The sequence below is a fragment of the Cupriavidus sp. C1SS-2L genome (assembly GCF_057073735.1).
In genome coordinates, this window is record NZ_CP172708.1 from 650423 (window position 1) to 671710 (window position 21288).

The 21288-nt window shown below is 65.1% G+C and carries 23 protein-coding genes and 1 pseudogene; 15 read left to right on the plus strand and 9 right to left on the minus strand.

Annotation, left to right across the window (positions count from 1 at the left end):
• Nucleotides 1-129: 129 nt before the first annotated feature.
• The 5 genes from ACIGJG_RS03045 to ACIGJG_RS03065 all read left to right on the plus strand — a co-directional run bounded on the left by ACIGJG_RS03045 (nt 130) and on the right by ACIGJG_RS03065 (nt 3310).
• Nucleotides 130-675 carry a DUF4142 domain-containing protein gene (locus ACIGJG_RS03045; RefSeq protein ID WP_483672732.1) on the plus strand — a complete coding sequence of 182 codons (546 nt, stop codon included), beginning with the start codon at nt 130-132 and terminating at the stop codon, nt 673-675.
• Between the two features lie 298 nt (nt 676-973).
• Nucleotides 974-1438, plus strand: a complete 465-nt coding sequence (locus ACIGJG_RS03050) for a hemerythrin domain-containing protein (RefSeq protein WP_011296791.1) — start codon at nt 974-976, stop codon at nt 1436-1438.
• Between the two features lie 935 nt (nt 1439-2373).
• Nucleotides 2374-2895 (plus strand): BON domain-containing protein, encoded by a 522-nt coding sequence (locus ACIGJG_RS03055; RefSeq protein WP_011296792.1) that lies wholly within the window; start codon nt 2374-2376, stop codon nt 2893-2895.
• Nucleotides 2892-3134, plus strand: coding sequence for a hypothetical protein (locus ACIGJG_RS03060; protein WP_011296793.1), 243 nt, complete (start codon nt 2892-2894; stop codon nt 3132-3134). Before ACIGJG_RS03055 ends, ACIGJG_RS03060 begins: the two co-directional genes overlap by 4 nt.
• Before the next feature lie 26 nt (nt 3135-3160).
• Nucleotides 3161-3310 (plus strand): hypothetical protein, encoded by a 150-nt coding sequence (locus ACIGJG_RS03065; protein WP_220631313.1) that lies wholly within the window; start codon nt 3161-3163, stop codon nt 3308-3310.
• A 47-nt stretch (nt 3311-3357) separates the two neighbouring features.
• Here the strand turns inward: ACIGJG_RS03065 and ACIGJG_RS03070 are convergent.
• The 7 genes and pseudogenes from ACIGJG_RS03070 to ACIGJG_RS03100 form a co-directional block, all read right to left on the minus strand.
• Nucleotides 3358-4226 (minus strand): annotated as a pseudogene (locus tag ACIGJG_RS03070) (DUF72 domain-containing protein).
• A 22-nt stretch (nt 4227-4248) separates the two neighbouring features.
• Nucleotides 4249-5235, minus strand: a complete 987-nt coding sequence (locus ACIGJG_RS03075) for a chemotaxis protein CheB (protein WP_483672733.1) — start codon at nt 5233-5235, stop codon at nt 4249-4251.
• A 100-nt stretch (nt 5236-5335) separates the two neighbouring features.
• Nucleotides 5336-6115 (minus strand): CinA family protein, encoded by a 780-nt coding sequence (locus ACIGJG_RS03080; RefSeq protein ID WP_483672734.1) that lies wholly within the window; start codon nt 6113-6115, stop codon nt 5336-5338.
• A gap of 81 nt (nt 6116-6196) precedes the next feature.
• A complete protein-coding gene (locus ACIGJG_RS03085; protein ID WP_011296797.1) occupies nt 6197-6421 on the minus strand; it encodes a DUF2188 domain-containing protein in 225 nt (74 codons plus the stop codon).
• Nucleotides 6422-6644: 223 nt separating this feature from the next.
• On the minus strand, nt 6645-7664 hold the full coding sequence (locus ACIGJG_RS03090) for an FUSC family protein (RefSeq protein ID WP_011296798.1): 1020 nt from the start codon (nt 7662-7664) through the stop codon (nt 6645-6647).
• Nucleotides 7665-7727: 63 nt separating this feature from the next.
• Nucleotides 7728-8021, minus strand: a complete 294-nt coding sequence (locus ACIGJG_RS03095) for a hypothetical protein (RefSeq protein ID WP_011296799.1) — start codon at nt 8019-8021, stop codon at nt 7728-7730.
• Between the two features lie 207 nt (nt 8022-8228).
• A complete protein-coding gene (locus ACIGJG_RS03100) occupies nt 8229-8906 on the minus strand; it encodes a DUF2076 domain-containing protein (RefSeq protein WP_011296800.1) in 678 nt (225 codons plus the stop codon).
• A gap of 206 nt (nt 8907-9112) precedes the next feature.
• Here ACIGJG_RS03100 and ACIGJG_RS03105 point away from each other — a divergent pair, with 206 nt between their 5' ends.
• From ACIGJG_RS03105 to fdxA, 3 genes are all read left to right on the plus strand, one after another.
• Nucleotides 9113-10153 (plus strand): transporter, encoded by a 1041-nt coding sequence (locus ACIGJG_RS03105; protein ID WP_011296801.1) that lies wholly within the window; start codon nt 9113-9115, stop codon nt 10151-10153.
• A gap of 127 nt (nt 10154-10280) precedes the next feature.
• Nucleotides 10281-11204 (plus strand): polyphosphate kinase 2, encoded by a 924-nt coding sequence (gene ppk2, locus ACIGJG_RS03110; RefSeq protein WP_011296802.1) that lies wholly within the window; start codon nt 10281-10283, stop codon nt 11202-11204.
• A 101-nt stretch (nt 11205-11305) separates the two neighbouring features.
• Nucleotides 11306-11635 carry a ferredoxin FdxA gene (gene fdxA, locus ACIGJG_RS03115; protein ID WP_011296803.1) on the plus strand — a complete coding sequence of 110 codons (330 nt, stop codon included), beginning with the start codon at nt 11306-11308 and terminating at the stop codon, nt 11633-11635.
• A gap of 26 nt (nt 11636-11661) precedes the next feature.
• Here the strand turns inward: fdxA and ACIGJG_RS03120 are convergent, their stop codons facing one another.
• Entirely contained in the window at nt 11662-12759 is a 1098-nt protein-coding gene (locus ACIGJG_RS03120) for a substrate-binding domain-containing protein (protein WP_483672736.1), read from the minus strand.
• A gap of 148 nt (nt 12760-12907) precedes the next feature.
• Here ACIGJG_RS03120 and ACIGJG_RS03125 point away from each other — a divergent pair, with 148 nt between their 5' ends.
• Genes ACIGJG_RS03125 through ACIGJG_RS03145 form a run of 5 tightly spaced genes read left to right on the plus strand, consistent with a single transcriptional unit; the run spans nt 12908 to nt 19016 of the window.
• Nucleotides 12908-13447 (plus strand): formate dehydrogenase subunit gamma, encoded by a 540-nt coding sequence (locus tag ACIGJG_RS03125; protein WP_140950572.1) that lies wholly within the window; start codon nt 12908-12910, stop codon nt 13445-13447.
• Nucleotides 13444-15009 carry a formate dehydrogenase beta subunit gene (locus ACIGJG_RS03130; protein ID WP_140950573.1) on the plus strand — a complete coding sequence of 522 codons (1566 nt, stop codon included), beginning with the start codon at nt 13444-13446 and terminating at the stop codon, nt 15007-15009. Before ACIGJG_RS03125 ends, ACIGJG_RS03130 begins: the two co-directional genes overlap by 4 nt.
• A gap of 33 nt (nt 15010-15042) precedes the next feature.
• Nucleotides 15043-17913 (plus strand): formate dehydrogenase subunit alpha, encoded by a 2871-nt coding sequence (gene fdhF / locus ACIGJG_RS03135; RefSeq protein WP_483672737.1) that lies wholly within the window; start codon nt 15043-15045, stop codon nt 17911-17913.
• A 15-nt stretch (nt 17914-17928) separates the two neighbouring features.
• Complete coding sequence (gene fdhD, locus ACIGJG_RS03140; protein ID WP_181184446.1) at nt 17929-18795, plus strand: formate dehydrogenase accessory sulfurtransferase FdhD; 867 nt, start codon at nt 17929-17931, stop codon at nt 18793-18795.
• Entirely contained in the window at nt 18792-19016 is a 225-nt protein-coding gene (locus tag ACIGJG_RS03145) for a formate dehydrogenase subunit delta (RefSeq protein ID WP_011296809.1), read from the plus strand. The genes fdhD and ACIGJG_RS03145 overlap by 4 nt, the downstream gene beginning before the upstream one ends.
• A 72-nt stretch (nt 19017-19088) precedes the next feature.
• On the opposite strand, the gene ACIGJG_RS03150 is transcribed toward ACIGJG_RS03145, so the two are convergent.
• Nucleotides 19089-19784: a transglycosylase domain-containing protein gene (locus ACIGJG_RS03150; RefSeq protein ID WP_011296810.1), complete on the minus strand. Its 696-nt coding sequence runs from the start codon at nt 19782-19784 to the stop codon at nt 19089-19091.
• Nucleotides 19785-20121: 337 nt separating this feature from the next.
• Between ACIGJG_RS03150 and ACIGJG_RS03155 the strand changes: the two genes are divergently transcribed.
• Nucleotides 20122-20388 (plus strand): RNA-binding protein, encoded by a 267-nt coding sequence (locus tag ACIGJG_RS03155; protein ID WP_011296811.1) that lies wholly within the window; start codon nt 20122-20124, stop codon nt 20386-20388.
• A gap of 62 nt (nt 20389-20450) precedes the next feature.
• Entirely contained in the window at nt 20451-21281 is an 831-nt protein-coding gene (locus tag ACIGJG_RS03160) for a tyrosine-protein phosphatase (RefSeq protein ID WP_011296812.1), read from the plus strand.
• Nucleotides 21282-21288 lie beyond the last annotated feature (7 nt).

Consider the following 21288-nt stretch of genomic DNA (forward strand, 5'->3'; position numbering starts at 1 on the left):
CGGCCTCTTGTCCTGAAGGAAGCCGACTGTAGCATGCGCTGCCCGGAATCCCAGCCAATACCGTTCGGGCCTTCGGCACGCACATTGCATTGCCTCGGCAGTTCAGCAACGAATCAGTCGAGGTGCCACATGCGACCCGTCAATCTCGCGATCGGAGCCGTCACGGCCCTGTTGCTCGGCGTTTCTCACATGGCGTATGCCGCGTCCATGAGCGAGCAGCCCGGTACCGCGCTGGCCGGCGACAGCGACGTGATGTTCCTGCGCAAGGCCGCGGACGCCGGCACCATGGAAATCGCGGCAAGCCGGCTCGCGCAAACGAAGGCCAGCAGCGAGCCCGTGAAGGCGTTCGCCGCGATGATGATCCGCGACCACGGCGCAGCGAACGAAAAGATGAAGCCGATCGCGCAGCGGCTCGGGATTCAGCTTCCGTCTTCACCGCCCGACGTCAAGAAGCAGGAGCTCGCGCAACTGGAGCGACTGAGCGGCCCGGCGTTCGACAACGCCTACGCGCAGCAGATCGGCATCGATGCACACCAGGACGCCGTGGCGCTCTTCCGGAAGGCCGTCGACGACGCGAAGGACGCGGACGTCAAGGCCTTCGCGCGGCAAACACTTCCCACGCTGAGCCATCATCTCGACATGGCGAAACAGATGGCGGCTCAGGTGAAGAAGTAGCGGTGCTGCATCGGCGAACTGGGCCGCTTCGGCGCATCAGGCAATATCCGCACGCGATCGTGGATGGCATCACCACGGTCGCCGAGGAATACCACTGCTTTCATTTGCTGTCTCCTGCGCGGCTCGGGAAAGCCTCCGAGACGCAAGAAGCGTGACAAGCACGGGAGCCGATTGAAGACCGCGTCGCTACCGATCTAGTCCATGATCCGCATGGAACGCGTCTTGCTCATGCCGGGCGGGCGCCCCGGCGCCCGAGTCCTGTTCATTCCTTTAATTCCATCCCCACTGCAGAGACATCATGGACAAATCTAAAATTCCCACGGAGCAGCGTGCCGCACTGGCCTTGCTCGCCGACGACCATCGTGCCGTGAAGAAACTGTTCAAGCAGTTCGAGGACGCGAAGGACGATGCCGACAAGCAGTCGATTGCGGCGGAGACCTGCCGCCAGCTCACGGTACACGCGCAGATCGAGGAAGAGATCTTCTATCCCGCGCTGCGCGGCGTGAGCGACAAGATCGACGACATGCTCGATGAAGCCAAGGTCGAGCACGGTGTCGCCAAGGACCTGATCGCGGAGATCGAGTCAGGCGAGAAGGAGATGCTGGAGGCGCGCTATACGGTGCTGTCCGAGTATGTCGGCCACCATGTCGAGGAAGAAGAGAACGAACTCTTTCCGGCAATCATCCGCGCCAAGATCGATTTGGCCGACGTGGCGCAGCAACTCGAAAGCCGCAAGTCGGAATTGCTTGGCGAAACCGCCTGAGCCTGAGTGACGGCGCGCCAAGTCTGCTAGTTCGAGGGGGTCAGCGCTTGCGTGCCGGCTCGCCGCGCATGTCCGCTGTGCCTCCTGAGCCGACCGAGGCGCCCGTCCCCGAGACACCATCGCTGCTGCCTGGTCAGCGTGAACCCCCGGTAGCGCCGGCCACGCCGCCCATATCCGGCGTTGATGCCGCGCGCGTTGTCGATGGCCCGGTATCCCTGGCTTGCGGGCGCGGCGGTGGTCCGCTGGCCGCGCGTGCATCCGGTGTGGACGCAGTGTGCGGTGTCGTCCCTTGCTGGTGGATGCGGCGATTGGCCGGCTCATTGGGTGGGTCATTGGGCGCCGCGTATGCGGCACCGCTCGTTCCGGCCACGGCGATAAGCAGCAGGACCACGCAGCTGCGCATTTGCCAAGCATTTCCCATGCTGTCCTCCATGCGACATATGCCCTGTCGCACATGCTGGAAGCACCCGCCGTGCCACGCCTCCGCGTATTGGCACGTGAGCTTTGTCGGTTCTTGCTAGCAAGGCGTGTCCCAACACAACCACCACGGCCTCTGCACGATGCTGGCCCGGTGCACAAGCGACGGTGTCGCCTCGCACGCGCCTTGCGCGGCACAGTGGCCCGCAGCAACGCGCCAGGCGGCGCAGGAGGCAACTTACGTGTCCCTTTTCTTCAATGCCGACGAAAGAATTACTGTCCATGCGCACACGCAACGGACTCAGGACGGCGGATTGGCGCCATACAGCGACCGCTTCGCTTCTCGACTTCAACGAGCACGCGCGGCTCACCTCCATGATTGCGACGGCCGTACAAGTTGCGATCGGGCCGCAGCGCAGGAGAGTGATGGTGCTGCCGCGGCACCAGGGAATACCGCCTGGAACGATGGTTGCTCGTAGTCAGTCGATGAATGACTGTCGACGCCACGGAGTCCTGCCATGCCTGAATACAAGACGAGGTTGACCGACTATCGCTATGGCGGCCACAGTGCGGTGAGCGACGACCGCGGAAAGCCTGCGGCCGGCGACGTCCAGCCGACGAGCCATGACAACATGCCCACTCAGCCGTATGTGCCGTCCGGTGCCAACGAGCCCATGGGCGTCGAGCGCTACGGCATGTACGGTGTCGCGCCGGGCACCGTGTCGCCTGAGACTTCCGACGGGCTTAGGGTATTGCCAGCGCCCATGCCGGGACAATACGACGGCGATGGCGTGCGCACCGCGTTGCCGGCCAGCGAGGCAAGATTGCGCGAAAGGCTCGAGATGCAGCTGTCCGACATCGTGGATCCCGGGGTCGTGCAGGCCGATCTCCACGACGGTGTTTGCACATTGCGCGGCACCGTGCGCGACTTGGCGATGAAGCGGCGCGTTGAATTGGTAGCCGGCGACTGCCTGCCGGACTGCCTGATACGCAACGAGTTGCGCGCCGCGTCGGACCCCGCACCGGCGCGCGAATCATGAAATCCGTCATGTATCGCGGCACGACGATTACCGCCCATGCCGTGGAGGTCGGTGGCGGAAGTACCGGCTTCCAGTACCGCTATCGCGGGGAAATTCAGCGCATTGGCGGCGACAGTCCGCAGATATCGGAGTTCGAATCCCCGGTGGGCAAGTATTTCGCCAACGCCAGCGCGGCGCTGGAGCAGTGCCTGGTGGATGGGCGCGCGCTGGCGGACACGCTGGTGGCGGATTCAGCCTAGTCATGCCGGTCGCTCGAGGCATCGCCATGAAGCCGCATATACAAAAGTCTCACCGCATCTATCGGAAGGCGGACCCGCGCGGGCGCAGCCGCTTCTATGTCTCGCTGCTCGTCCTGCTGTGCATGGTGGGCTTCGTGTACTTGCTGGTCGTCGTGTCGCCGCGGCTGGCGTGGTAGCGCGCAGTACCGCCAACATTACATCGCTGCAGCCCCGGGCTTCAACGTCAGGCCGCGCCAAGCCGCTCACGCAGGCGCTGCGCGTCAAACGGGGCATGGACCTTCTGGTCGTTATCGAAATAGCAGTACACATCGCGGCGGACACGCGGTGCGGCCGCCTTGCCGAGGCGGCGCGCATCGGCCGGTTCGCCGCCAGCGGCCCAGGCGCGGACGCGCTGCGCCCAGCGGTCGAGCGCCTTGTCGGCATAGGCCCCGCTGTACAGCGCTTGCGCACCGTGCAGGCGGATGTAAATGAAATCGCTGGTCACGTCTTCGGCATACGGCCAGTCTGCAATGGCGTGCGAGACCACGAGCGCCGCGCGATGCCGGCGCAACATCGCCGGGAAGGCGTCGGTACAGAAGCTTTCGTGGCGAACTTCCACGGCGTGGCGCAGAGGGCGATCGCCGTGCGCGGCGAACCATGGCGACTTCACGCGCCCATCGTGCTGGCGGGCCAGCGCGCGCGCCGCGCCTGTGTCACTGGGCAGCAAGGACAGGAAGCGATCGAACGCTCGGCGTCGAACCGGTAGTTGGGCGGAAACTGCCACAGGAATGGTCCAAGCTTGTGGCGTAGCGCGAGCACGCCAGACGCGAAGAAGTTCGCCAATGCCGGTACGGCCTTTTCGTCTCGAAAGCGCAGCAGATGCGTGAGGTAGCGCGGGCCCTTGACGGCAAACACGAAATCATCGGGTACCGCATCGTGCCACGCGCGCCAGCTCTTGATCGATTGCAGCGAGTAATGCGAACCGTTGATCTCGATGCTTTCCACCTGGCGCGATGCGTATTCCAGCTCGCGGCGCTGCGCCAGCCCCTTCGGGTAGAACACGCCGCGCCAGCCTTCGTAGCGCCACCCGGAAATGCCGATGCGTACCGTCATGCCGGCGGGTACCTCGGCGTGGTCACTCGGCGATAGCGCCCTGCAGCACCTTTAGCAGGCGCTCGCACTGCTGGATGCGCGACAGCTCGATCTGATACGCGTCCCGGTTTCCATCGGACTTCGCGTGCGCGGCGCGGATGCGTGCCAGCGCAAGCGCTTCCTTCTGCGCTCGCACCGCGGTCCACATCGCGTGCTCGGTGGCCTTGTCCTCGGCCGCCGTGAGGGTCATGCCGCTGAACGCGTGGCCGGTATGGCAGCGGAAGCGCAGTGGATGCGTATCGCGCAGTTGCCACATCGCTCCGCCACATTCCGGGCACGTAATGGCCGCGCGTGCGGCGATGCTGTCCAGTTCCTCGAAGGCGCTGCCTGCAGGGTTGTCCGCGGTGGCGGCTTCGCTTCGCAGTGCTTGCATGTCTTTCTCCCGCTTTGGATCGAATTCGCCTTCGCCGCTTGCCTGAAGCAGCGCGACAATGGCATGGCCGAGTTCTGCCGGGCTCGCCATAAGGTCGGCGCCCGCAGCTTCCATGGCAGATTTCGGCATCGACGTTGCCTCCGCGTCGCGCGGGTTCTGGATCAGCGTGCGCCCGCCAAAGGCGCGTACGAAGGCCAGTCCGGCGGCACCGTCATCGAGATCGCCGCTGAGAATCACGCCGATCACCCGCGATCCGAGCGCAACGGCGGCGGACCGGAGCAGCGGATCGATCGCCGGCCGGCTGAAGTTCTCCTTGGCCCCATGCGAAAGGTGGATGGTGTCCGCCGTAATCAGCATGTGGTGATCGGGCGGCGCCACATAGATGTGCCCCGGTTTCCAGATGTCTCCGTGCTGCGGATACGAGGCCGGTAGCTTGCCCCATCGCGTGAGCAACGATGGCAGCTCCGACTTGTGCTTGCCCACGTGCAGCACGATGAAAACCGCGGCGTCGAGCGCTGCAGGCAATGCAGCCACTACGTCCCGCAACACGGTGAACGCGCCGCGTGAACCGCCGATTGTGACGACATTCCTGGTCATTGAAGCTCCCGCGATATTTATCCTTCATGCATCCGCCATGCCATGGCGGGTATCGCGGTCCCGGTCGATCTTCACGCCCGCGTCGTGCCTCCGTGCAGCGTCACTGGCTGGTCGCGTCCTCGTCGCCTTCGCCACCGTTGGCCTCATTGGCCGTCTTGTGGCTGCCGACCGGCTTGCCGGGGTCGGGCAATGCCATGTTTCCCGATGTCTCGTCGTCGACCAGGCCGTTGCCTTCGCCGGAGACTTTCACTTCAATGGTCTCAGGGGTTGGGGTTTGCGGGTTTTCGTCCGGCGCTGTTGGGCCGCGGGGGGTTCCACTGCTGGAAGTCATGATTGGCTCCTGCATATCGGTAAGGTTGGTCTTCGCATCGGGCGACTGGCTGGTAGAAGTTGCCAGCGCGTAGTAGTGCGGAATGCGCTGCAGAGCCCACGCAGAGGCAGCCTGGCGGATATCGGTGCGATTGCCGCGGAAGCGTCGTGTCTCGGTGAAGGTGTGCGCAAGTGCGGCGCGTCCGGGCAGCCGGATCAGCCAGGCGAAGCATTGCGTGCCCGGTGGCGTGCCGTCCGGCGCGCCGTCGTCGGCAACGCCGGTGTTGGCCACGGCGACATTGGCGTGGCTGATCGCCATCACGCCGTGCGCCATGGCCAGCGACACGGCTTCACTGGTCAGGCCGTGGCGTTCAATCAGCGCGGCGCTGACACCCAGGATCTGCTTCTTGGCCTCGGGCGAATAGGCGACGACCGCACACTGCAGTGTGCTGCCGCAGCCGGGAACATCGGCAATGTGCGAGGCAATGAGTCCGGCCGTGCACGACTCGGCCGTGGCAAGACGCAGACCCCGACGCTGCAGAAAGCGGGCGGTCTGCTCGATAGGATCCATCGCTTCCTCCGCTTGGCTGATCCGCTAACTGCTGCAAGGTTTGAGCCAGACACGGGCCGCGATGCGCCATGTCACACGCCTTCAGCCCCTGACATTGCGCGGATCATTGCCGAACGAACTGCGGCTGCGGATCTGCCCGTCCCGGCCGTGGATGAACAACTCGCTCTTGCGCTGCCTGGCCATCTCGGTGGCAACCGCAATGGCGTCTTCCTGCGTCGCAAACAGCTTGCGTCCGGACGGATGGCTTGCTTCCTCGACGGCCCAGCCTTCCTGTGCGGGAACGACATGCACGTCCATGGACTTCATTCCGGTACCTCCGGTTTGCTTGCACACCTTGAGTTATTGCTTGTGCGGCGCGCCGCAGCTATCAGCGCCAGTCTGACAAAGGCGTAGGCGGGATCCGTACAGCGCCGGAGGGGCGCGTCGGTGGAGGAACGATGTGTGGGACTCGGGACTCGGGACTCGGGACTCGGGACTCGGGACTTGCGGCGAGTGCGGTATCAGCAGGCCCCCGCACCGCACGTACCGCCTATCGCGCGTTGTATGGGAACCCGTGCCGTGCGCTCAGCCGGTCCAGCCGCGTGCGCATGCGGCTCAGGTCCGCGGCGAGCTGCCGGGCCATGAACGGGAGTGGGCCCGGCTGCGTGTTGATGTCGTTCTCGGCAGTATTCACGGATGAAGCAGCCGCGGGCGCCTGTCCTGTCTCCAGCGCCTCGGCCATCGCCAGCAGGGCGGGCTCGATGCCCGGGTCCTCGCCTTCGCGCAGACCGGTCTCCTGCTCGATCGCGGCCATGAGTTCGAGCGCGCTGATGCAGACGCGCGCGGCGTGCTGGATCTCTTCGAACTCTGACGACGGCACGCCCGTTTCCTTCGCTACCGAAGGGATCAGGCCGCGCAGCGGGATCAGCCGCGTGCCGAGGTCCAGCATCGCGGCGCGCTGTTCGGTGGCATCGGCAAAGCCGCTCTGCATCTTGCGGTGCACGGCCGCGCTCGCGCGCAGCAGCGCGGCCAGCCGGATGCGCCAGGAATACGAGGCATAGGCCGGCAGCGCAAACGAGAACACGAGAGCAATGGCCGTGCCGATGAACACATCGACCGTGCGCCACAGCGCGTCATAGACGTTCTGGTTGCCGTGGCCGGCCGTGACCACCACCGTGATCGCCGCGAGCAGCGCGATATAGCCACCTTTGCCGATTGCGTGGTACGCGCAATAGCCGCAGATCGCGGCCATCAGTGCATAGGTCAGCAGCGGCGCGCCGAAATACGACTGCTGCAGGATCAGCGCAAGCCCGACCAGTGCACCGATCAGCGTGCCAACGCCGCGTTCCGCCGCGCGGCGCCGGATATTGCCGTGGTGCTGCAACCCGCCGATTACAACCAGCACGGTAATCGTGGCCCATTCGCCGTGCGGGATGTCGATACCCGTGGTGAGCGCGATCGATACCAGCAGCGCAAACGCGACGCGTATCGCGTGGAACAGCCTGGCCTGAAGGAAACGCCGGTTCGTATCGAACAGTACGTCGGTTGTCTTGCGCAGGATGTCGAGCATGATCGCGTGGCGGCAAGAGGGCGAATGCCCAGTGTACGTCACGTGATGGCCGTCTAACTGCAATCAGCTCGCAACCTGGTTGGTCACCCACGCCTGATTGCGCCACGACACGATTTCGCTCGGCGGCGCAGCACCGCCGGGCGCGCCGCCCTTGCGATACGCCAGCGTGAACAGCACCAGCGAAGTGCGGCGCGACGAGTAGCGGTCGCGCAGCGGCATGCCGGATCTTGCCGGCCACCAGTGCGGCGGCAGTCTTCCGGCGCTGGCATAGGCCAGCCCGCAATGTCCCCAGCCGGCGGACGACAACTGCCACAGCCAGCGGAATCCTGCGATCGGAGAGCGGGAACGTGCGCGCATGCGAGTCCCTCCGGTGATGGGCGTCGGGCGCAATGTCGTATGCGGCAAGGCCGGCTTTGTCGCCATGCATGCCGGGCTGCCGCGCGCATGCGGAAAGAGGCAGGGCGCCTCGCGTCAGCGAAGGCGCTGCCTCAGATCCGTACCTGCCAACATAGCACCTGATGGCGGCTTAGCAAACCTTCACGGCCGCCGCACGCTGCGTGCGCGTCACACTAGCGATGAATCGTCATCCGAGAAGCCGACGTCGTCGAGCCCGCCGGACAGTCCGCCGTCGTCGAGAAAGCTGTCGGCCGTGCTGCCGGCACGTGACAAGGCGGGATCGTCGTTGCCGTAGTAGTTGTTGACGATGGTCGTGTCGGACGGGGCCAGGCCCGAACCCGACTGGCCGAAGAAGCCATTGCCGCTGCCGCTGTTATGGTGGAACAGGTTCTCGATGCCCTGGAACAGGAATGCCCCGCCCGCGACGCCGGCAGCCGTGGTCGCGATGCTGCCCAGCGTACTGCCGAGCCCGCCGCCCAGGAAGCCCGAACGCGCCGGTTGCACGGGCGCTGCCTGGGGCGGCACGGGCGCCGGTGCGGCCGGCATCGGCGTGGCACTGTTGCCCCATGCGTTCTGCGCGCTGATGAAGCTGCCATTGCTTGCGCCATAGCCCGCGTTCGACTGTGCTGCCGCAAGCTGTCCCTGCAGCGACGTGACCTGCGCCTGTGCCGCCGCGAGCGCATGATCGAGCAGCATGGCGCGCTGGACCAGCAGGTAGGCGGCATCGGGCTGGCGTGCCACAGCCTCGGCAATAAGCTGTTGCGCCTGCGGGTCCTTGGCGCCGGCACGGGCCTGCGTGAGCTGTGTCAGAAAGGCTTCGAGTGCCTGCAGTTCCTGCGGGGTCATGAGATCTCTCCTGTCCGGATGGTCCGGTGCTTGGGTATGGAGGGCAGTCTATTGGGGCAGACTTAAGCGAAACTTAAAGGCTCGCGAAGTCACGCGGCAGATGCGCACGAAAGCTGCGAACGCGCGAGCGCGGTCTGGCCGCCCCGTCACGCGGGCGTGGTAATGTCTCCGGTCAAGCAGACAGTACTGCGGCAACGAGGGCATGCATGCAACCTGGCATCGTCGAACCCGGCTATGGCTCCGATCCGGTGGGGCTGGTCAACGGCTATCTCTTTACTCCCGGCCAGCCTGCGCGTGAGATCGGTTCGGCCGATGCGCTCGAATGGCTCGCGCGTTCGCGCGCCGCGGAGCAGGGTGGCGTGGGCGGCGGCGAGGGCTTCCTGTGGCTGCATTTCAACCTGTCGCACAGTGCCTGCGAGCGCTGGATGAAGGCCCGCCTCGAATTGCCCGATGACTTCTTCGAGTCATTGCGCCAAGGCTCGCACTCCACGCGCATCGAGCGCCAGGACCCGGCGTTGCTCGCGGTGGTCAATGACGTGATCTACAACTTCGGGGTCTCGTCCAACGATATCTCGACGCTGTGGGCGTGCGCCGACCGCTGCCTGCTGGTCACGGCGCGCGCGAAGCCGCTGCGCTCGGTGGACAAGCTGCGCGCCGCGGTGCGTCGCGGCGAAGGCTTTCGCTCGCCGCTGGACCTGCTGGTGCACCTGCTGCGCGACCAGGCCGATGTGCTGGTGCAGATCGTGCGAGAGACCGGCATCGGCGTGGACCGCATCGAAGACCAGTTGCTCGCGCAGCGGCTGCAGGCCAACCGTGCCGATCTTGGCGCCATGCGGCGCGGCCTGGTGCGGCTGCAGCGCCTTCTGGCGCCGGAGCCGGGCGCGATGTTCCGGCTGCTGAACCGCCCTCCGGCGTGGATCCGTGACGACGACCTGCAGGAACTGCGCGAAGCGACAGAAGAATTTTCGCTGGTGCTCAACGACCTTGCGGCCATGGTGGAACGCATCAAGCTGCTGCAGGAAGAGATCGCAGCCAAGCTCAACGAGCAGACCAACCGCACGCTGTTCACGCTGACGCTGGTCACCGTGCTGGCGTTGCCGATCAATATCGTCGCGGGCTTTTTCGGCATGAACGTCGGCGGTATTCCGCTGGCCGAACACCCGCACGGCTTCTGGATTCTGGTGGCACTCGTTGCCACGTTCACGGTGCTGGCCGGGCGCTGGGCATTCCGCAAGGAGGGGCCTTAGCAGCCTCGGATTGAGGGCTCATGGGCTTCACGCGAATGCCACATTGCCGCGCTAGCATCGCCACCCGGAGGGTCTGTGCCGAACCTTCCGGAACCGTACCACGCGGCCCAAGCATGCGGAGCGAGCCATGACAGACCACGAAGAAGCGCTGATCCGGCGCATCCACCGCGAGGTGGCGGACAACTACGACGAAGAACTCGAACTGGAGCTCGAAGACCGCGAGTTCGTGCTGGGGCCCGACGGCCACGCAATGCTCGTCGAGGACGGCCCCGACGAGCGGGCACATCGGCACCACTACTTCCACGAGTTGTTCCGCTTGCAGGGCGAACTGGTCAAGCTGCAGAGCTGGGTCGTCAGCACGGGGCACAAGCTGGTGGTGCTGTTCGAAGGGCGCGACGCGGCCGGCAAAGGCGGCGTGATCAAGCGTATCTCGCAGCGGCTGAACCCGCGCGTCTGCCGCGTGGCCGCGCTGCCCGCGCCCAACGACCGCGAGCGCACGCAGTGGTATTTCCAGCGCTATGTGTCGCACTTGCCCGCCGCCGGCGAGATCGTGCTGTTCGACCGCAGCTGGTACAACCGCGCCGGCGTCGAGCGCGTCATGGGTTTCTGCAACGACGACCAGTACGAGGAATTCTTCCGCTCCGTGCCGGAGTTCGAACGCATGCTGGTGCGCTCGGGTATTCAGGTCGTCAAGTACTGGTTTTCGATTTCCGACGACGAACAGCATCTGCGCTTCTTGAGCCGCATCCACGATCCGCTCAAGCAGTGGAAGCTCAGCCCGATGGATCTGGAGTCGCGCCGGCGCTGGGAAGACTACACGCGCGCCAAGGAGATCATGCTGGAACGCACGCATATCCCCGAGGCACCGTGGTGGGTGGTGCAGGCCGTGGACAAGAAGCGCGCGCGCCTGAACTGCATCGACCACCTGCTGCGACAAGTTCGCTATACAGATGTGGAGAGCTCGTCCGTCGTGCTGCCCAAGCGCGAGCGGCATGCCGATTACGTGCGCATGCCGGTGCCGCAGGACATGATCGTGCCGGAGATCTACTGAGCGGCTTGAAGCAATTTGAACGACTCGGACAGTGCGCGCCATCCCTCATGCCGTGGCGGCGCGCTAGCATGGCGGAGTTTGCTGTCCGCTGTTCGCCCCCGATGACCTTTGTCGTAACGGATGCCTGCATCCAGTGCCGCCACACCGATTGCGTGGAAGTCTGCCCCATGTCGTGCTTCCACGAAGGGCCCAACTTCCTTGCCATCGATCCTGACCAGTGCATCGACTGTTCGATGTGCGTGCCGCTGTGCCCGGTGGGCGCCATCTACTCCGAGCATGACTTGCCGGAAGACCAGCGCCATTTCGTGGCGATCAACGCCGAACTTGCGCGCCGCCCTGACTGGCTGCCGTTGCGGAAGGCCAAGGGGCCGCTGTCCGACCATGCCGACTGGGCCGATCATCCCGACCGGCTTTCGCTGCTGATCCGCTAAGACAGCGATAGAGCCGGATATTCCGCTCAGCGTTTCCCGGCCCGGTATTCCGGAAATGCCTCCGCCAAGGTCAGAACCGTCCCGGTCAGGCTGCCGTCATAACCGGGCAGCGCATCGACGCGCTGGCGGAAGGTCTCGCTCGTGAGCGCACCCACGGCGCCGGCCAGCGCCTGGCTGGCCAGCATCTTCTTTTCGATGGCGAAGAAGTATCGCTCCTTCAGCACCGGCACGAATTCCAGCCCGAAACGCCGCGCGGCGGTTTCTACACCAAAACCCACATCCGCCATGCCGCTGCCGATATAGGCCGCTACCGCTGCGTGGGTGAACTCGCCGTTGTTGTAGCCCTCGATCCGGGCGGGGTCGATGCTGCGCGCTTCCAGGATCAGGTCCAGCAGCAGCCGGGTGCCGGAGCCGACCTGGCGGTTGACGAAGCGCACTTCACGCCGCGTCAGGTCTTCGAGCGTCTGTACGCCGAGCGGATTGCCCATGCGCACGAACAACCCCTGGCTGCGCACCGCAAGGTGGATCAGGCAGTGCGTGTCCGGTTTGAGCCACGTGGTGAAGTGCCGGACCATGCCGTGCTCGAACTCGCCGACCGGCACATGAAAGCCCGCGATATCGCAGGCGCCTTCGGCCAGCGCGGCCACCGCTTCGACGCTGCCGCAGTACTTCAGGTCGTGCCGCACCTGCTGCTCATCGAGGAAATCGCGCAACGCCGCCACGGCGAAACCATGGCTGGCGTGCAGGCGCACCGTCGGATCGGTGCGATCCATCAGCTTCTTCAGTTCGATCTCCAGCTCCGACGCCAGGCTGTCCAGCGTCGGCGACAGCCGTGCGCCGATGCGCTTGCTGGCCCACACGAGCTGCTGAGCGAGCGGCGTGAGCGCGCTGCCGCGCCCGCGTGTCTTGGCGATCAGCGGGCCGCCGAACAGCGATTCGGCATCGCGCAGGATGCCCCACGCGTAGCGGTAAGACAACGCGACGGCCTCCGCGGACTGGCTGATGCTGCCGGAGGCCTCGATATGGCCCAGCAGCGCCACCAGGCGCGACACGTCCAGCGGCTCGGCAGCCGGGTGGTCATCGTCCCGGATCTGCAGATGGGGGGAGATCGAGATGCGGATCATATGAACAAAATAGCTTATTGAATCAGTCCAAACAGTTATTTATAGTCGCTGCAACGGCCATAAAGCCGTGGTTATACCCCGGTAAATAGGAAAAAAATAGCATATAAACGGTCGCCCTGCAGAGGGCGCGGCCCCCACAGGAGACGCCATGCCAGATACCGCCACTTCCGCTCCGGCGCCGGCCGACGCGGCCCGCACAGCGGCCATCGCCGCGATCGTGGCGGCGCGCCAGGATATGCCGGGCGCCTTGCTGCCCATCCTGCACGAAATCCAGGACACCCACGGCTACATCCCCGACACGGCCGTGCCGGTCATCGCCAAGGCGCTGAACCTGTCACGTGCCGAGGTGCATGGCGTGATCACGTTCTACCACCATTTCCGCCAGCAGCCGGCCGGCCGCCACGTGGTGCAGGTCTGCCGTGCCGAGGCCTGCCAGTCCGTCGGTGCCGAAGCGCTGGCCGAGCACGCCAGGCGCGCACTCGGTTGCGACTTCCATGAAACCACCGCCGACGGTGCCGTCACGCTGGAGCCGGTCTACTGCCTCGGCCAGTGCGCGTGCGGCCCGGCCGTGATGATGGGCGAGCAGCTGCACGGCTATGTCGACGCAAAGCGCTTCGATGTGCTGGTGCGCAAGCTGCGCGCCGACCAGACCGCCCACCAGCCCGCCAATCAGGAGACCCAGGCATGAGCGCCGCCGTCACCACCATCTTTGTCCCGCGCGATTCCACCGCGCTGGCCCTTGGCGCCGACGACGTGGCGCGCGCGATTGCTCGTGAAGCGGCTGCGCGCGGCGAGTCGGTGCACATCGTGCGCAACGGCTCGCGCGGCATGTTCTGGCTCGAGCCGTTGGTTGAAGTGCAAACCGAAGCGGGCCGCGTGGCCTACGGTCCAGTCAGCGTGGACGATGTGCCGGGACTGCTAGATGCGGGCCTGCTGCAAGGCGGCGAACACGTACTGGCTCATGGCCTCACCGACGAGATTCCTTTCCTCAAGCGCCAGGAACGCCTGACGTTCGCGCGCGTCGGCATCACCGATCCGCTGTCGCTCGACGACTACCGTGCGCATGAAGGCTATGCCGGCCTCGAGCGCGCGCTGGCGATGGAGCCTGCCGCGATCGTGCAGGAAGTGACCGACTCCGGCCTGCGTGGCCGCGGCGGCGCGGCGTTCCCGACCGGCATCAAGTGGAAGACCGTGCTCGGCGCGAAGTCCGCGGTCAAGTACATCGTCTGCAATGCCGACGAAGGCGATTCGGGCACGTTCTCCGACCGCATGGTCATGGAAGACGACCCGTTCGTGCTGATCGAGGGCATGACGATCGCCGGTCTCGCGGTCGGCGCGGAGTACGGCTATATCTACTGCCGTTCCGAATACCCGCATGCGATTGCCGTGCTGAATGCAGCCATTGCTACGGCTACGGCCGCCGGCTGGCTCGGCGACGACATCCGCGGCAGCGGCAAGCGCTTCCACTTGGAAGTGCGCAAGGGCGCCGGCGCCTATGTGTGCGGCGAGGAAACCGCGCTGCTCGAAAGCCTGGAAGGTAAACGTGGCGTGGTGCGCGCCAAGCCGCCGCTCCCGGCGCTGGAGGGCCTGTTTGGCAAGCCCACCGTCATCAACAACGTGATTTCGCTCGCGACGGTGCCCGTCATCCTCGCGCGCGGCGCGCAGCACTACCGAGACTTCGGCATGGGTCGTTCACGCGGCACGCTGCCGTTCCAGCTCGCCGGCAATATCAAGCAAGGTGGTCTGGTCGAAAAGGCATTCGGCGTGACGCTGCGTGAACTGCTCTACGACTACGGCGGTGGCACGCGCAGCGGCCGCGCCGTACGCGCGGTGCAGGTGGGCGGCCCGCTCGGCGCCTATCTGCCCGAAGCGCGCTTCGATGTGCCGATGGACTACGAAGCCTATGCGGCATTCGGTGGTGTAGTCGGCCACGGCGGCATCGTGGTGTTCGACGAGACTGTCGACATGGCGAAGCAGGCACGCTACGCGATGGAGTTCTGCGCGATCGAATCATGCGGTAAGTGCACGCCGTGCCGGATCGGCTCCACGCGCGGCGTGGAAGTCATGGACCGGATCATCGCCGGCAACGAGCCGGTCAAGCATGTGAAGCTGGTGCGCGACCTGTGCGACACCATGCTCAACGGCTCGCTCTGCGCCATGGGCGGTATGACGCCGTACCCGGTGCTGTCCGCACTCAACGAATTCCCCGAGGACTTCGGCCTCGCCTCCAACCCAGCCAAGGCGGCCTGAGCCTGCGCCAGAACAGAACTACGGGAGACAACCATGGATTGCCGCGATGTGATTGACTTCGGCACCCCCGCCAGCGAATCGACCGAAATGGTCACCCTCGAGATCGATGGCGTCAGCGTCACCGTGCCGGCTGGCACGTCGGTGATGCGCGCCGCGATGGAGGCGGAGGTCAGCGTGCCCAAGCTGTGCGCGACCGACAGCCTGAAGTCGTTCGGCTCGTGCCGCCTGTGCCTGGTCGAGATCGAAGGGCGCCGCGGCTATCCGGCCTCGTGCACGACGCCGGTGGAAGCCGGCATGAAGGTCAAGACGCAGAGCGACAAGCTGTCCGACCTGCGCCGCGGCGTGATGGAGCTGTACATCTCCGACCACCCGCTCGATTGCCTGACTTGCCCGACCAATGGCAACTGCGAGCTGCAGGACATGGCTGGCGAAGTGGGCCTGCGTGAAGTGCGCTACAACGACGGCGGCCCGATCGCCACGCACACCGACATGAAGAAGGATGAGTCCAATCCTTACTTCACCTACGATCCGTCCAAGTGCATCGTCTGCAACCGCTGCGTGCGCGCATGCGAGGAAACGCAAGGCACGTTCGCGCTGACGATCTCGGGCCGCGGCTTCGACTCGCGCGTGTCGCCGGGCACCAGCCAGTCGTTCATGGAATCGGATTGCGTGTCGTGCGGCGCCTGCGTGCAGGCTTGCCCGACCGCGACGCTGACCGAGACTTCCGTCATCAAGCTGGGCCAGGCGCCGCGCAGCGTCGTCACGACGTGCGCTTACTGCGGCGTCGGCTGCTCGTTCAAGGCCGAGATGAAGGGCAACGAAGTCGTGCGCATGGTGCCGTACAAGGACGGCAAGGCCAACGAAGGCCACGCGTGCGTGAAGGGCCGCTTCGCCTGGGGTTACGCCACGCACCAGGACCGCATCCTCAAGCCGATGATCCGCGCGAAGATCACCGATCCGTGGCGCGAAGTGTCGTGGGAAGAGGCCATCCACTACGCGGCTTCGGAATTCAAGCGCATCCAGGCCAAGCATGGCAAGGATTCGATCGGCGGCATCGTGTCGTCGCGCTGCACGAACGAGGAAGGCTACCTCGTGCAGAAGCTCGTGCGCGCCGCATTCGGCAACAACAACGTCGACACCTGCGCACGGGTCTGCCATTCGCCGACCGGTTATGGTCTGAAGCAGACGCTCGGTGAATCGGCCGGCACGCAGACCTTCAAGTCGGTCGAGAAGTCCGACGTGATCATGGTGATCGGCGCTAACCCGACCGACGGCCACCCGGTGTTCGCCTCGCGCATGAAGAAGCGCCTGCGTGCCGGTGCGAAGCTGATCGTCGCTGACCCGCGCAAAATCGACCTGGTCGATTCGCCGCATATCCGCGCCGACTTCCACCTGCAACTGCGTCCGGGCACCAACGTCGCGCTGGTGACGTCGATGGCCCACGTGATCGTGACCGAAGGCCTGCTTGCCGACGAGTTCATCGCCGAGCGTTGCGAAGACCGCGCGTTCCAGCAATGGCGCGACTTCGTCTCGCAGCCCGAGAACTCGCCCGAAGCCATGGCCGAAGTGACCGGCGTGCCGGCCGACACGCTGCGCGGCGCCGCGCGTCTCTACGCCACCGGCGGCAACGCGGCCATCTACTACGGCCTCGGCGTGACCGAGCATGCACAGGGCTCGACCACGGTGATGGGCATCGCCAACCTCGCCATGGCCACCGGAAACGTCGGCCGCGAAGGCGTGGGCGTGAACCCGCTGCGCGGCCAGAACAACGTGCAGGGTTCGTGCGATATGGGCTCGTTCCCGCATGAACTGCCGGGCTATCGCCACGTGTCGGACTCGACCGTGCGCGCGCTGTTCGAATCGGCATGGAACGTGGAGATCAGCCCGGAGCCGGGCCTGCGCATCCCGAACATGTTCGAAGCCGCGCTCGGCGGCAGCTTCATGGGCATGTACTGCCAGGGCGAGGACATCGTCCAGTCCGACCCGAACACGCAGCACGTGGCCGAAGCACTGTCGTCGATGGAATGCATCGTGGTGCAGGACATCTTCCTGAACGAAACCGCCAAGTACGCGCACGTGTTCCTGCCGGGTTCGTCGTTCCTGGAGAAGGACGGCACCTTCACCAACGCGGAACGCCGCATCTCGCGCGTGCGCAAGGTGATGCCGCCCAAGGCCGGCTATGCAGACTGGGAAGCGACCATCCTGCTGGCGAATGCGCTCGGCTACCCGATGAATTACAAGAACCCGTCCGAGATCATGGACGAGATCGCGCGCCTGACACCGACGTTCCACGGCGTGAGCTACAAGCGCCTCGACGAACTGGGCAGCATCCAGTGGCCGTGCAACGAAGACGCGCCTGAAGGAACGCCGACCATGCACATCGACCGCTTCGTGCGCGGCAAGGGCAAGTTCATCATCACCAAGTACGTGCCGACCACCGAGAAGATCACGCGTGCCTACCCGCTGATCCTGACCACGGGCCGCATTCTGTCGCAGTACAACGTGGGCGCGCAGACACGCCGCACCGAGAACGTCCACTGGCACGACGAGGATCGGCTCGAGCTCCATCCGCATGATGCCGAGGAGCGCGGCATCAAGGACGGCGACTGGGTCGGCGTGCAGAGCCGGGCAGGGGAGACCGTACTGCGCGCGATTGTCAGCGAGCGCATGCAGCCGGGCGTGGTCTACACGACCTTCCACTTCCCGGAATCGGGCGCCAACGTGATCACGACCGACAACTCCGACTGGGCCACCAACTGCCCCGAGTACAAGGTGACCGCGGTGCAGGTGATGCCGGTGGCGCAACCTTCGGAATGGCAGAAGCAATATCAGGCGTTCAACGCGCAGCAGCTTCAGCTGCTCGAAGCGGCGAGCACCGATTCGGCCCAGGCCGCGGTGGGCTGACAGGAGGATCGCATCATGATGCGCTGCATGAACGGACCGGAACTCGAACCGGTCCAGGAAGCGGATGGCGAACCGGCCACGCACAGCACCTTCGCGGTGAGCCGGTGGCGCCACGGCGAACATGCGCTGAGTCCTGACGAGCTCGCTGAAGAGGTGCCCGTCGCGCTGGAATACAACGGTATCTCCCATGCGGTGATGCTGGCCACGCCGGCTGATCTCGAAGACTTCGCGCTTGGCTTCAGCCTGAGCGAAGGCATTGTCTCCAATGCGCGCGATGTGTACGACATCGAGACCGAGGCGCGCGAACACGGCATTGCCGTGCGTATCGAGATCGCCTCGGAAGCCTTCATGGGTCTCAAGGAGCGGCGCCGATCGCTGGCCGGCCGCACTGGCTGTGGCCTGTGTGGTACGGAATCGCTGGAGCAGGTGATGCGCATGCCTGCGCCGGTGAAGAGTGCAGCGAGCTTCCACACCGACGTGATCCAGGCCGCGTTCGTGCAGCTCCAGTTGCGGCAGGCGCTGCAGCGCGAAACCGGCGCAACGCATGCTGCTGCTTGGCTGCGTGCCGACGGCCATGTCGCGATGGTGCGCGAGGACGTGGGGCGCCACAATGCGCTCGACAAACTTGCCGGTGCGCTCGCGCGCAGCGGCGAGGACATTGCCAGCGGCGCGGTGCTGGTGACCAGCCGCGCGAGCTATGAAATGGTGCTCAAGACTGCGGCCATTGGCGCCGGTGTGCTCGCTGCCGTTTCAGCGCCCACGGCACTGGCCGTGCGGCTCGCCGAGCAGGCCAACATTACGCTGGCCGGCTTCGTCCGCGCGAGTGGCCACGTGGTTTATTCCCATCCCCAACGACTGCAACACGAAGCGAGTCTGGTATGAAGATCGACAACCTGATTACGATGGCCAATCAGATTGGCAGCTTCTTTGAGGCTATGCCGGATCGAGAGGAGGCATTGGCCGATATCGCCGGGCATATCAAGCGGTTTTGGGAGCCCCGGATGCGTCGAGCTCTGCTCGGCCACGTGGATGCCGATGCTGGCACCGGGCTGCTGGAGATCGTGCAGGAGGCGGTGGGGAGGCATCGGGGGGTATTGGAGTAATTGGGATGTTGGTGGGACGTCAGCGGCGCATGCCAAGAGCGATAACCCGCCAAGCCCCAAAAAATCCACCCCCTACTTCAACCTCATCGGCTCCAGCAACGCCCCGTCATACTCGCCCCTGGAAATCTTCCCCAACTCCAGCATCCGATGCAGGATATAAGCCTGCCGCTGCCGCGCCCGCCGCGGATTGACGACAGGGTTATTGGCAGACGGTGCCTTGGGCAACCCCGCAAGCATTGCGCATTCGGCAAGCGTCAACCGCTCAACCGGCTTGCCAAAATAAGTCCGCGCCGCATCGGCAAATCCATACGCCCCTTGCCCAAGGTAGATCTTGTTCATGTAGAGCTCAAGGATCTCATCCTTGCTCATCGCATGTTCGATCCGGTACGACAGCAGCACTTCATACAGCTTGCGGGTGTACGTCTTCTCACGTGACAGGAAGAAGTTGCGCGCGACCTGCATGGTGATGGTCGAGGCTCCCTGCGACAGCTCGTCGGACAGATTGGCGACGCCCGCACGGATCACGCCGACGTAGTCGATGCCATCATGCAGGTAGAACCGCTCGTCCTCGATGGCGACCACAGCGTCGGTCAGGTCGCGCGGGAATTCGCGTAGCGGCACGTAGTCGGATGTGCCGCGGAACGCGGTCAGGGCATCGAGCGATGGCAGCTGGCGATTGGCCACGAGCACGGCCACGGTGGCAAGCAGCGCGCCGCCGATCACGGCGAGCACCAGCAGTTTGACAAAGGCGGACCAGAGACTTTTCATGGCGCGTATTGTGCCAGCCCCGCGTGAACAGGTGTCGTACGCTTGGCATCAGGGGTGCGGCAGCGACCCCGCTTATGACGGAACCGCCGCGTTCGAGCGATCGGAAATTTCGGTCGAGGTTCAACGCTTTTGTCGAGTTGAATCCGGCGCAAATTGCGGCCGCCATGAGCCAGATCAAGATTGCAAGCGATGTGGGGATTCCTCGCGCGTCAGCGGCGTCTTACCTGTAAAGGCGCATGCAGCAAGGCAAACGGCATGCCCCGGGGTCTGGCGCAATGCGGGAAATCTGCAGGTGACGCATGCGCAGGCAGTGATCTGAAATAATTAGGAGTCGATCATGAAGGTTTTGGTGCGTGGTCTACGGCCCGGCGTTGATGCTGCAACCTTGCGCAAGGCGCTGAAGCCGTATGCGGAAGTGCGTGCAGTGGAACTCGTGCGCGAAGGCGATCCGAACCGTCCCTGGGCATGGGTCGACATCGCGGCGGGCGCGCTGGCGGTATGGAAGCTGGTGCATCGCCTTGATGGGCGCTACATTGCCGGCTGCCATTTGCGTTGGTACGTGCCGGCCTATCGCGGCCGCACCACAGCGCCGGCAGCAGCCTGAAGGATCGTCAGGAACGAGGCGCGAACGGACAGCGCCGGAGAAGACAGATAAGAGGACAACAGATGATCAGCCATTGGTTGGCCTGGGCCGGATGCCTGCGGGCATCGCACGCGCCGGGCTTGCACACGGTAGTGCCGTTCGGGCCTGCCGCAAACGGAAGCGAACTCGGATTGGAAAGCATCAGCAACGCACGGGACCTCGGCGGACTCGCCGGAGCCGGCGGCCGCCGCGTTCGGCATGGCCGCCTGTACCGCAGCGGCAATCCCGCGCTCGCGTCGGTCGCCGACATCGAGCGGTTGCAGGGCCTGGCGCTCGATGCCGTCGTGGACTTCCGCTCTCCGGGCGAGAAGTCGGCCGACGAAGCGCCGTTCGGGCAACGTTTCAACTGGATCGCCATGCCGGTGCTCGAAGGCAGCATGGCCATGGACGTGCTGATGCCGCGGCTGCGCGAGAGCACGCCGGAAGACGTCGATGCGTTCATGATCGGCGTCTATCGCGATTTCCCGGTGCGCTACCGGCAGGTGTTCGGTGACTTCATGCGCAATGCGCAGTCGGGCAAGACGCTGCTGTATCACTGCACCGCGGGCAAGGACCGCACGGGCTTCGCGTCGCTGCTGCTGCTCTCGGCGCTGGGTGTGGGGCAGGACGATATCCTCGCCAACTACCTGGAATCGAACCAGCGCAATGCCCGTTTCAACACGCAGGCGCTGGAGCGCATCACGCAATTTGGCATTCGGCCGGAGGTCATGATGCCGCTGCTCGAGGTGCGCGCCAGCTACCTCGATGCGTCCGTGCAGGCCATCGAGGCCGAGTACGGCAGCATGAATGGCTTCCTGCGCGACGGGCTGGACGTCGACGTGGAGCAGCTGCGCGCGCACTACCTGGAAGCCTGACGCGCGG